2 protein-coding genes and 2 pseudogenes are annotated in these 12,996 nt (G+C 72.9%); all 4 read left to right on the forward strand.

The features are described from left to right. Nucleotides 1–64: 64 nt before the first annotated feature. Nucleotides 65–364, forward strand: a pseudogene (locus tag ACFQ87_RS40855) (KR domain-containing protein); the annotation flags it as partial. A 72-nt stretch (nt 365–436) separates the two neighbouring features. Then, a complete protein-coding gene (locus ACFQ87_RS40860; protein ID WP_380616035.1) occupies nt 437–1,225 on the forward strand; it encodes a phosphopantetheine-binding protein in 789 nt (262 codons plus the stop codon). A gap of 48 nt (nt 1,226–1,273) precedes the next feature. Further along, nucleotides 1,274–6,817, forward strand: coding sequence for a type I polyketide synthase (locus ACFQ87_RS40865; protein WP_380616034.1), 5,544 nt, complete (start codon nt 1,274–1,276; stop codon nt 6,815–6,817). Between the two features lie 59 nt (nt 6,818–6,876). After that, nucleotides 6,877–12,996: pseudogene (locus tag ACFQ87_RS40870) on the forward strand (type I polyketide synthase); the annotation flags it as partial.

Here is a 12,996-nt window from a genome sequence, read left to right on the forward strand (position 1 = left end):
TTTGGCGGCCGAGGGTGCGGAGGCGTTGCGGTCGGAGTTGGTGGGGTTGGGTGCGCGGGTGCGTGTGGAGGCCTGTGATGTGGCGGACGAGGGTGTGCTGGCGGGGTTGCTGGGGTCGTTTGAGGGTCGGTTGGCGGCGGTGGTGCACACGGCCGGGGTGTTGGACGACGGGACGTTGGCGTCGTTGTCGGGTGAGCGGTTGGCGGGGGTGTTGCGGGCGAAGGCGGATGCGGCGTGGTTGTTGCACCGGTTGACGGCCGGGTTGGATCTGTCGGCGTTCGTGATGTTCTCGTCCATTGCCGGCACGCTCGGATCGGCTGGTCAGGCGAACTATGCGGCGGCGAACACGTTCGTGGACGGGCTGGCGCAGTACCGGCAGTTCCTGGGGTTGCCGGGTACCAGTGTGGCGTGGGGGTTGTGGGAGCAGGACAGTGGGATGACCGCGGGTCTGAGTGCGGTGGACCGTTCGCGGATCGGTGCGACGGGTGTGAGTGCGATGGCGGGTGCGCGGGCGTTGGCGATGTTCGATGCCGCGTTGTCGGGTCATCATGCGGTGCCGGTGGCCGCGGTGCTGAACACCTCGGTGCTGCAGCGCCAGGCCGTCGAGGGCACGCTCAACCCCCTGCTCCAGAACCTCGTCCGCCGGCCCGCCGACCCCGTGCCCACCGCTCGGCGTGCGGTCGCGCCGGGGGACCGGCTCGCCCGGCTGTCCGGCGGTGAACGGGAAGCCGCGCTGCTGGAGCTGGTTCGTGCCCAGGTCGCTGCCGTCCTCGCCCTGCCCGACCCCGAGGAGGTCCAGCTGGGCCAGTCCTTCTCGGACCTCGGGTTCGACTCGCTGACGTCGGTGGAACTGCGTAACCGGCTCATCACCGGGACCGGTCTCCGCCTCCCGTCGACGCTGGTGTTCGACCATCCCACTTCCGCCGCCGTCGTCGCGTACCTGCGCGACCGGTTCGGCGCCGACGAACCTGCCGCCGGCAACCCGGTCGCCGGGAACACGGCCACCGGCAGCCCGGTCACGGACTCACTCGCGCGGCTGGAAACGTCGTTGTCGGCCGCTGTGGTCGACGACCGGCAGGCCGCCGAGATCTCGGCCCGGTTGAAGGAACTGCTGCGGACCTGGCAGAGCCGCAGCGGCCAGGCCGGTAGCGGCCTCGGTGACCTGGACGCGCTCTCCGACGAGGAACTCATCGGCGTGCTCGACGACGAGCTGGGTGCGCTGTGATGCCCGAGTCCGGGATGACCGCCCTCCGCGGCGCGCAGGTCCGCGCGCATGTCCACGTGTCCGCTCGGTGTCCGGAGAGGAATTGATCAGATGGTTGGCGACGACGAACTCCGGACGTATCTCAAGCGCGCCGTCTCGGACCTGCGGCAGACCCGCCAGCGCCTGACGGAGGTCGAGGCGAGAGCAACCGAGCCGATCGCCATCGTGGGCATGGCCTGCCGCTACCCCGGCGGTGTCACCAGCCCCGAGGAGCTGTGGGAGCTGGTGGTCGAGGAGCGGGACGCCGTGTCGGGCTTCCCGGTCAATCGGGGCTGGGACCTCGACGCCCTGTACAGCCCGGACCCGGACCGGGCGGGGAGCACCTACGGCCGCGAGGGCTGCTTCCTCCGTGAGGCGGACCGCTTCGACGGCGAGTTCTTCGGGATCTCGCCGCGGGAGGCCGCGGCGATGGATCCGCAGCAGCGGTTGTTGCTGGAGGTGGCGTGGGAGGCGGTCGAGCGGGCCGGGATCGACATCGCCACGCTGCACGGCTCCCAGGCCGGGGTGTACGTCGGCGCCGCGAACCAGGACTACGGGCCGCGCATGCACCAGGCCGACCAGGCATCCGAGGGCTACCTGCTGACCGGCAACACGTCCAGCGTCGCCTCGGGCCGCATCGCCTACACCTTCGGCCTCCAGGGGCCGGCCGTCACCATCGACGCGGCGTGCGCCTCCTCGCTGGTCGCGCTGCACATGGCGTGCCAGGCGCTGCGCAACCGCGAGTGCGACATCGCCCTGGTGGGTGGTGCGGCGGTGATGGCGACGCCGGGGCTGTTCATCGAGTTCAGCCGGCAGCGCGGTCTGGCGCCGGACGGCCGGTGCAAGTCCTTCGCCGACGCCGCCGACGGAACCGGATGGGGTGAGGGCGTCGGCCTGTTGGTGATCGAACGCCTCTCGGACGCGCGGGCGAACGGGCATCGGGTGTTGGCGGTGATCCGTGGTTCGGCGGTGAACCAGGATGGTGCGTCGAACGGGTTGACGGCGCCGAACGGTCCGTCGCAGCAGCGGGTGATCCGGCAGGCGTTGGCGAATGCGGGTCTGTCGGCGGCTGATGTGGATGTGGTGGAGGCGCACGGGACGGGGACGCGGTTGGGTGATCCGATCGAGGCGCAGGCGTTGCTGGCGACGTACGGACAGGACCGGCCTGTGGAGCGGCCGTTGCTGCTGGGGTCGGTGAAGTCGAACATCGGTCATACCCAGGCCGCTGCCGGCGTGGCCGGGGTGATGAAGATGGTGATGGCGTTGCGGCATGGGGTGGTGCCGCGATCGTTGCACATCGATCGGCCCAGTGCGCATGTGGATTGGGCGTCGGGTGCGGTGGAGTTGTTGGCTGAGGCGCGGGTGTGGCCGGGGGTGGGTCGGGTGCGTCGGGCGGCGGTGTCGTCGTTCGGGATCAGTGGGACGAATGCGCATCTGATCGTGGAGCAGGCGCCGCAGGAGGAGGCGGCGCCGCAGGAGGGTGGGTTGGTGTGGCCGTGGGTGTTGTCGGCGAAGTCGGAGGTGGCTTTGTCGGTGCAGGCGGCGCGGTTGGCGGCGGTGGTGGAGGCGGCGCCGGGGGTGTCGTTGGCGGGTGTGGCGGGTGAACTGGCTGGTGGGCGGTCGGTGTTCGAGCATCGGGCGGCGGTGGTGGCGGATGATCGGGAGGGTTTCCTGGCGGGTTTGCGGGCGCTGGCGTCGGGTGGTTCGGCTGGGGGTGTGGTGCGGGGGCGGGCGTCGGGTGGGCGGACGGCGTTCCTGTTCACGGGGCAGGGTGCGCAGTATGGGGGGATGGGGCGGGAGTTGTCGGCAGTCGTGCCGGGGTTCGCGGGGGCGTTGGAGGAGGTGTGCGGGGCGTTCGATGGGTTGTTGGAGGTGCCGTTGAGGGATGTGTTGTTCGCGGGGGACGGGGGGTTGTTGGAGCGGACGGGGTTCGCGCAGCCTGCTTTGTTCGCGGTGGAGACGGCGTTGTTCCGCACGTTGACGGGGCTTGGTGTGGTGCCGGATGTGTTGGTGGGGCATTCGGTGGGGGAGTTGGCGGCGGCGCATTGTGCGGGGGTGTTGTCGCTGGAGGATGCGGCGGTGCTGGTGGCGGCGCGGGGCCGGTTGATGGACGGGCTGGCGGTGGACGGCGGGATGCTGGCGGTGAACGGCCCGTTGTCGCGGGTGGAGGGCCTGCTGGGCGGGTTGGGTGGGCGGGTGTCGGTGGCGGCGGTGAACTCGCCGTTGAGCACGGTGGTTTCGGGTGATGGGGGGGCGTTGGACGAGGTCGCGGCGGTGTTGGCGGCGCGGGGGGTGCGTTCGCGTCGGTTGGCGGTGTCGGGGGCGTTCCATTCGCATCATGTCGATGCGGTGTTGGGGGAGTTCGGGGAGGTTGTGCGGGGTGTGCGGTTGCGGGCGCCGCGGGTTGCGGTGGTGTCGAATGTGACGGGGGTGCCGGCGGCGGAGGGGGAGTTGACGGATCCGGGGTACTGGGTGGAGCAGGTGCGTCGTCCGGTGTTGTTCCAGCGGGCGGTGGAGTATCTGGTGGGTTCGGGTGTGGGGTTGTTCCTGGAGGTCGGTCCGGGTCCGACGTTGACCACACTCGCGGAGCAGGGCCTGCCCGTCGGGTATGAGGGTCGGCTGTTCGCGGTGCTGGACCGGCGTCGTGGTGAGGGGCGGTCGTTCCGGGAGGCGTTGTCGGGGGTCCATGTCCACGGTACGCCTGTCGCCTGGCCCGTGACCGGGCCACGCGCCGACCTGCCGACCTACCCCTTCGACGGCCGCCGCTACTGGCTGAACGCGACCGCGGGCACCGTGCGCCCGGACTCGCTCGGTCTCGCGGCCGTCGACCACCCGCTGCTGGGCGCGGCCGTCCGGCCCGCCAACGGGTCGGGCCTCGTGCTGACCGGACGGCTGTCACGGGGCGGCCACCCGTGGCTGACCGACCACGCCGTCATCGGGAGCGTGCTGCTTCCCGGTACGGCCTTCCTCGAACTGGCCTGCGCCGCCGCCCGGTTCGCCGACTGCACCCGGCTGGAGGAACTGACCCTGCACGCCCCGCTCGTCCTGCCGGATGACGGCGGTGTCGAGGTCCAGGTCATCGTCGCGGCCGCCGATCAACACGGTCGCCGTGAGTTCAGCTTCCACTCGCGCGCCGACGAGGGCGCCGACTGGCTGCTGAACGCCTCCGGCAGCTGCACGGCGGAGGGGGAGCGGCCGGGTCCGTCCCTGCCGGCCGACTGGCCGCCGAAGAACGCGGTCCCGCTCGAACTGGCCGACGCGTACCAGCGGTTCGCCGATCGGGGCTATCAGTACGGGCCGGCCTTCCAGGGGCTGCGCGCGTGCTGGCGGGACGGGTCGGACCTCTACGCCGAGGTGGCGCTGCCCGACGGGGTCGAGGCATCCGGCTACGGTGTCCACCCCGCGCTGCTGGACGCGGCGCTGCACCCGCTCGCCCTGGCGCGTGAGGCGGGAGAGTCCGAGACGGTCCTGCCGTTCGCCTGGAGCGAGGTCACCCTCCATGCGCCGGCCGACAGCAGCCTGCGGGTGCGCCTGCGCCCCGAAGGCGAGTCGGCCGTCGCGATCGAGGCGTGGGATCCGTCCGGCGCACCCGTGCTGACGGTGGGCTCGATGGCCTTCCGGCCGGTCACTGCTGCGGCGGTCGGCGGCCGCGCTCCGCTGCTGGGCCTGCGCTGGGTCGCCCTGCCCCCTGCCGCGGTGCCCCGGCAGCGCTACATGTACGCGATGCTGGCCCCCTCGGGTACGGCCGGTGATCCGGGCCTCGCCACCGCGGCGGTCGCCCTGGCGGCCGAATGCTTCCCGGACGTCACCGCGCTGGCCGACGCGCTGGACGGCGGAGCGCCTGCACCCGACGCGATCCTGCTGCCGGTCCGCGTCCCCGAAGGCCCGACCGTGCCGGATCGTACGCACGCCGCAGTCCACGCGCTGCTCGACCAGGTGCAGGGCTGGCTGCGGGACGAGCGACTGGCGCAGACCCGGCTCGTCGTGCTGACCCGGGGCGCGGTCGCCGTGACCGCCGAGGAGGACCCGGATCCGCTTCAGGCGGCTCTGCTCGGGCTGGCCCGCAGCGCCCGGTCCGAGCACCCCGCCCGCGTCCAGCTGCTGGATCTCGACGGAGCCCCCGTCACCGCCGATGTCCTTTCCGCCCTGCTCACCTCGGACGAGTCCGAACTCGCGCTCCGCGCGGGGGAGATCCTGGTGCCCAGACTGACCCGTGACGCCGCCGGTCCGGTGGCCGGGCAGCGCTCGTTCGACCCCGCGGGCAGCGTGCTCATCACCGGCGGCACCGGCAGCCTCGGTTCACTTCTGGCGAGGCATCTGGCGACACGTCACGGCGTTCGCCATCTGGTGCTGGCAAGCCGCCGGGGCCCCGACGCCGAGGGTGCGGAGCAACTGTGCGCGGAGCTGGCAGACCTCGGTGCCGACGCGACCGTAGTGGCGTGCGATACCGGTGACCCCGAGGCCCTGGCCGGGTTGCTCGCGGCCCTCCCCGGCGGACGGCCGCTGACCGCCGTGATCCACGCCGCCGGAACGCTCGACGACGCCACCCTCGGCACGCTCACCCATGAGCAGCTGACCGCGGTCCTGCGGCCCAAGATCGACGCCGCCTGGCTTCTCCACCGGCTCACCGAGGGCCAGGACCTGGCAGCCTTCGTGCTCTTCTCATCGGCGGCCGGCCTGCTCGGCTCGGCCGGACAGGCCAACTACGCCGCCGCGAACAGCTTCCTGGACGCGCTCGCCCGGCACCGCCGGTGCCGGGGGCTGACCGCGACCAGCATCGCCTGGGGCCTGTGGCAGCAGGACGGCGGCATGGCGAGCGGACTCGGGGAGAGCGGCCGGGCCAGGATCGGTCAGAGCGGAATCGTTCCGCTGGCAGCCGACCGCGCGCTCGCCCTGTTCGACGCGGCGCTCGCCGGCGCGGATCCGGCCCCGGCCGCGGTGACCTTCGACCAGGCCGTCCTGCGTGCCCAGGCCGAGGCCGGAACGCTGCCGCCGCTGCTGCGCGGCCTCGTCCGCGCGGCGCGGCGGCAGCCCGACGCGGTACCGGCCGACCGGCGGGACCACCTGGTCCAACGCCTGCTCGCCCTCGATGAGGCCGAACAGCGCCGGCTCCTGCTCGACCTGGTCCGTACGCACGCCGCGGCCGTCCTCGGGCATCCGACCCCCGAAGCCGTTGCGAGCCAACGCGGTTTCCTGGACCTGGGGTTCGACTCGCTGACCGCGCTCGACCTGCGCAACCGCATCGCCGGGGCCACCGGCCTGCGGCTGCCCACAACCCTCGGTTTCGACTATCCGACCCCGCTCGCGCTCGCGGACCATCTCCGCGGCCGACTGACCAGCGGTGCAGGGCCCGTCGTGGGACCGGTGCTCGCGGAACTCGACCGGTTCGAGGCGGCGGTGACCGCGACCGCCCTGGACGACGGCGCCGTGCGGGACGAGGTGACCAGCCGCCTGCGCGAGCTGCTGCGGCGCCTGGACAGCCGCTCGGGCGGGGCCGACGTCACCGACATGCTCATGGCCGCGACCGCGGAAGAAGTCCTCGACTTCATCGACAGCCAACTCTCCAGCAACTGATCGGACGGTGCCAGATGACGGTTGAAGACGCCAAGCTCGTCGACTATCTGAAGCGGGTCACCGCTGATCTCTTCCAGGCCCGGCAGCGGCTCAACGAGGTTGAGGAGCGCGCCACCGAGCCGATCGCGATCGTCGGCATGGCGTGCCGCTACCCCGGCGGCGTGCGCAGCCCCGAGGACCTGTGGCAGCTGGTGTCGGCCGGGACCGACGCGATCTCCGAGTTCCCGGACAACCGCGGCTGGAACCCGGCCGAGCTCTACGACCCCGACCCGGACCGGGAGGGAACCTCGTACACCCGGCAGGGCGGATTCCTCCACGACGCCGACCAGTTCGACCCGTCCTTCTTCGGCATCTCGCCCAAGGAGGCCGCCGCGCTCGACCCGCAGCAGCGGCTGTTGCTGGAGGTGGCCTGGGAGACGTTCGAACGGGCCCGGATGAACCCGGAGAACCTGCGCGGCACCCGGACGGCTGTCTACACCGGCGTGATGTACCACGACTACGCGAGCCGACTCCGCCCCGCGCCCGAGGGCTTCGAGGGCTTCGTCGCCAACGGCAGCGCCGGCAGCATCGCCTCGGGACGGCTGGCTTACACCCTGGGCCTGCACGGTCCGGCGATCACCGTGGACACCGCCTGCTCCTCCTCCCTGGTGGCCATCCACCTCGCTGTACAGGCCCTGCGCAACGCGGACTGCGACCTCGCCCTGGCCGGCGGCGTCACCGTGATGTCGACCCCGGACACCTTCGTCGAGTTCAGCCGCCAGCGAGGCCTCTCTCCGGACGGCCGGTGCAAGTCCTTCGCGGCCTCCGCCGACGGCACCGGCTGGTCCGAGGGTGCCGGCCTGATCCTGCTGGAGCGGCTGTCCGACGCGCAGCGGCTGGGTCACCCCGTCCTCGCGGTGGTCCGCGGCTCCGCCGTGAACCAGGACGGCACCAGCAGCCAGCTCACCGCGCCCAACGGTCCGGCCCAGGAGGCGGTCATCCGCCAGGCGCTGTCCGGCTCCGGCCTGAGCACCGCCGACGTGGACGCGGTCGAGGCGCACGGCACCGGAACCACCCTCGGCGACCCGATCGAGGCCCGCGCGCTGCTCGCCACCTACGGCCAGGGGCGGCCGGAGGACCGGCCGCTGTGGCTCGGCTCGCTCAAGTCCAACATCGGCCACAGCCAGGCCGCCGCCGCCGTGGGCGGCGTCATCAAGATGGTCATGGCGCTGCGCCATGGCCTCCTGCCGAAGACCCTGCACATCGACGAGCCGTCGCCGCACGTCGACTGGGCCTCGGGCGCGGTCTCCCTGCTCATCCAGTCACAGCCCTGGCCGGACTACGGCCGTCCGCGGCGCGCGGCCGTCTCCTCGTTCGGCATCAGCGGCACCAACGGCCACCTCGTGCTCGAGGAGGCGCCCGCCCCGATCGCGCCGACGCCCGGGACCGAGGCTGCCGACGCCCCCGTCGGCGAGGTGCCGTGGATCCTCTCGGCGGCCGGCGAGACGGCCCTGCGGGAACAGGCCCAGCGGCTGCTGACCCTCACCGACGGACGCCCGGACCTGGACCCGAAGGACGTCGGGCACTCGCTGGCCACCACCCGGAGCCTGTTCGACCACCGCGCCGTCGTCGTCGCCGAGGACCCGGCCGGCTTCGCGCGGGGCCTGCGGGCCCTCGCCGCCGGGGAACCCGCCGCCGGGCTGGTCACCGGTACGGCCGGCACCGGGGGCGGCACCGTGTTCCTGTTCCCCGGGCAGGGCTCGCAGTGGGACGGGATGGCGGTCGAGCTGCTCGACTCCTCCCCGGTCTTCCGCGAGCATCTGGCCGCCTGCGAGGAGGCGCTCGCCCCGTACGTCGACTGGTCGCTGACCGACGTCCTGCGCGGAGCGCCGGGCGCGCCCGGCCTCGACGCGGTCGATGTGGTGCAGCCCGCGCTGTTCGCGGTGATGACCTCGCTGGCGGCCGTGTGGCGTTCCCTCGGCGTCAAGCCGGATGCGGTCGCCGGGCACTCCCAGGGCGAGATCGCCGCCGCCTACGTGGCGGGCGGGCTGTCCCTGCCGGACGCCGCCCGGATCGTCGCCCTGCGGAGCCGGGCGATCAGGGCGCTCGCCGGGCGCGGCGGCATGGTCTCGGTGTCGCTCTCCGCCGCGGAACTGGCGCCCCGGCTGGCTCGCCATCAGGGGCGGATCGGCATCGCCGCCGTCAACGCGCCCTCCTCGACCGTGGTCTCGGGCGACAGCGAGGCCCTCGCCGAACTGCTGGGCCAGTGCGAGGCGGACGGCATCAACGCCCGCCGGATCCCGGTGGACTACGCCTCCCACTCGGCCCACGTCGAGGAGATTCGCGAGCGGGTGCTGGAGGCACTCGCCGGAATCGCGCCCCGAACGGGCACGGTGCCGTTCCACTCCGCCGTGACGGGCGGCCTGCTGGACACCGCCGAGCTCGACGCCGACTACTGGTACCGGAACCTGCGCACCACGGTGGAACTCGAGCAGACCACCCGGGCCCTGCTCGACACCGGCCACCGCTTCTTCGTCGAGGTCAGCCCGCACCCGGTGCTCACCGCGGCCGTCGAGGACACCATCGAGGCGCACGGTACCGGCGGCCACGCCGTCGGCACCCTGCGTCGTGCCGACGGCGGCCGGGCGCGACTGCTGCGGTCGCTCGCCGAGCTCCACGTCCTCGGCCACCCGGTCGACTGGGCCCGCGGGTTCTTCGGTGCCACCCCGCGCCAGGTGGACCTGCCCACCTACGCCTTCCAGCGCGAGCGCCACTGGCTGGACGCGACCGGAAGGTCGGGCGACACCGCGACCCTCGGCCAGACCACCTCGGCGCACCCGCTGGTCACCGCCGCCGTCGACCTCGCCCACAGCGACGCCACGGTCTTCACCGGCCGCCTGTCCCTCGACACCCACCCCTGGCTGGCCGACCACGGCGTCCTGGACACGGTCCTGCTGCCCGGCGCGGCCCTCGTCGACCTCGCCCTCCACTGCGGCGCGCACGCCGGTTTCCCGCACCTGGACGAACTGGTGCTGCACGCACCGCTGGCCCTCGCCGAGGGCGATGCGGTCGACCTCCGGGTCACCGTCGAAGCCGCCGAGCAGGGCGGCCGGCGGACCCTGGCCGTCCACTCCCGCCCCAGCGCCACGCCCGCCGACGACCGGCAGACCGGCCGCAGCTGGACGCTGCACGCGAGCGGCCTGCTGACCGGGGAACAGCCGGACACCGACGGCCGAGGGCTCGGCGACCCTGCCTCCTGGATCCCGGCGGGCGCCACCGTCGTCGACACCGCGCGCCTCTACCAGGACCTCGCCGCCCGCGGCCACCACTACGGTCCGCTCTTCCAGGGCGCCCGAGGCTGCTGGCGGCACGGCGACGACCTGTACGCCGAAGTGGTCCTCCCCGACGGCGCCGACCGCGCGGGCTTCGGCATCCACCCGGCGCTGCTGGACGCGGCCCTGCACCCGCTCGGCGAGGTCGCCACCGAGAGCGGCGTCGCTCTGCCGTACAGCTGGGGCGGGGTACGCCTGCACGCGACCGACGCCACCGTGCTGCGGGTCCGGCTGCGCCGCACCGCCGGCTCGGTCGCCATCACCGCCGTCGACACCGCCGGCGCGCCGGTGCTCGACGTCGAAGGGCTCACCGTGCGGCCGCTCGCCGCCGACGACCTCACCGCCACCCGGCGCAGCGCCCCCGGGACCGACCTGCTCGAACTGCGCTGGAACCCGCTGGCGGCCGTACCGGCCCCGGTCGCGCCCCCGCGCGCCCTGGTCGTGGCTCGGGACGCGGACTCCGGCAGTGCGCTGGCCGGCGCGCTGGGGGCCACCGTCGTCGCCGATCTGGCCGGAGTCCGGGCCGCTGTCGACGCGGGTGAGCCGGTGCCGGACACGGTCGTCGTCTCCTGCATCGGGACCGACCCGGGTGAGGCGATGCCCCGGCGGCTCCACGAGGGGGCCGGACGCATTCTGATGCTGCTTCAACAGTGGCTGTCCGATGCCCGGTTCGAGCGGTCGACGCTGGTCGTGGTGACGCGTGGTGCGGTGTCGGTGAACGGCGGTGAGGCGGTCGATCCGGCGAGTGCGGCGCTGTGGGGTCTGGTGCGGTCCGCGCAGTCGGAGAACCCGGGCCACCGAATCGTCCTCGCGGACCTGGACGCGGAGGCCGCGTCCTGCGCCGTGCTGGCCGGGGCGAGTGCGTCCGGCGAGCCGCAGTTCGCGGTGCGGTCGGGTGGGGTGCTGGTGCCCCGGCTGGGGCGGATCGACGATGTGCTGGTGGCGCCGGCCGGGTCGTCCGTGTGGCGGCTGGACACCACGGCCCGGGGGACGCTGGACGGGCTGGCGTTGCTGGAGGCGCCGGAGGCGGCTGCTCCGCTGGGTCCGCTGGACGTGCGGGTGGAGTTGCGCGCGATCGGCGTCAACTTCCGTGACGTGCTGGTGACTCTGGACATGGTCCCCGGCCAGCGCCACATCGGCAGCGAGGGTGCGGGCGTCGTCACCGAGGTCGGCAGTGAGGTCGACTCGGTGCGGGTGGGGGAGCGGGTGATGGGCCTGTTCCTGCACGGCGTCGGCCCGGTCGCGGTGGCGGACCACCGCCTGGTGGCTCCCATCCCCGCCGACTGGTCGTTCCATCAGGCGGCCGGCGTCCCGGTGGTGTACCTGACCGCCTACGAGGCTCTGCACGACCGTGCGGGGCTGCGTGCGGGTGAGTCGGTGCTGGTGCACAGTGCGGCGGGTGGTGTGGGTAACGCGGCGGTGCAGTTGGCGCGTTACTGGGGTGCGGAGGTGTTCGCGACGGCGAGTCCGTCGAAGTGGGGGGTGCTGGCGGAGGCGGGGATCGCGCCGGAGCGGATCGCGTCGTCGCGGGACCTCGGGTTCGAGGAGGCGTTCCGGGCGACGGCGGGCGGCCGGCCCTTGGACGTGGTGCTCAACGCGTTGACGTTGGAGTACACCGACGCCTCGCTGCGCCTGCTCGGTGAGGGTGGCCGCTTCGTCGACATCGGCAAGACGGACATTCGTGACGCGGACACCGTGGCGGCGCAGTACCCGGGAGTCACGTACCACTTCTACGACTTGGTGCAGAGCCGGCCCGACGTGATCCGGCGGATGTTCGCCGAGTTGGGGCCGTTGTTCGAGGCGGGGGTGCTGGTGCCGGCGCCGGTGGTGGCGTGGCCGGTGTTCCGGGCGCGGGAGGCGTTCCGGTTCTTCAGTGGGGGTCGCAATGTCGGGAAGTTGGTGCTGACGGTTCCTCGGGGTCTGGATTCTGGGGGGTCGGTGCTGGTGACGGGTGGTACGGGGACGCTGGGTGGGTTGGTGGCGCGGCACTTGGTGGTGCGTCATGGGGTGCGGGATCTGGTGTTGGTGAGTCGTCGGGGTTTGGCGGCCGAGGGTGCGGAGGCGTTGCGGTCGGAGTTGGTGGGGTTGGGTGCGCGGGTGCGTGTGGAGGCCTGTGATGTGGCGGACGAGGGTGCGCTGGCGGGGTTGCTGGGGTCGTTTGAGGGTCGGTTGGCGGCGGTGGTGCACACGGCCGGGGTGTTGGACGACGGGACGTTGGCGTCGTTGTCGGGTGAGCGGTTGGCGGGGGTGTTGCGGGCGAAGGCGGATGCGGCGTGGTTGTTGCACCGGTTGACGGCCGGGTTGGATCTGTCGGCGTTCGTGATGTTCTCGTCCATTGCCGGCACGCTCGGATCGGCTGGTCAGGCGAACTATGCGGCGGCGAACACGTTCGTGGACGGGCTGGCGCAGTACCGGCAGTTCCTGGGGTTGCCGGGTACCAGTGTGGCGTGGGGGTTGTGGGAGCAGGACAGTGGGATGACCGCGGGTCTGAGTGCGGTGGACCGTTCGCGGATCGGTGCGACGGGTGTGAGTGCGATGGCGGGTGCACGGGCGTTGGCGATGTTCGATGCCGCGTTGTCGGGTCATCATGCGGTGCCGGTGGCCGCGGTGCTGAACACCTCGGTGCTGCAGCGCCAGGCCGTCGAGGGCACGCTCAACCCCCTGCTCCAGAACCTCGTCCGGGCGCCCCGTCGGGTGGCCGCCGGAACGGACCTGTCCGGCTCTCTGACGCAGCGCCTGGTGGGGCTGTCGGAGGTGGAGCGGGATGGTGTGCTGCTGGAGTTGGTGCGGGGGCATGCGGCGGCGGTGTTGGGGTTTGCGGGGCCGGAGGCGGTGGGGGCGTTCCGGGTGTTCAAGGAGCTGGGGTTC

Source organism: Kitasatospora sp. NPDC056531 (genome assembly GCF_042794375.1).
Taxonomy (GTDB): domain Bacteria; phylum Actinomycetota; class Actinomycetes; order Streptomycetales; family Streptomycetaceae; genus Kitasatospora.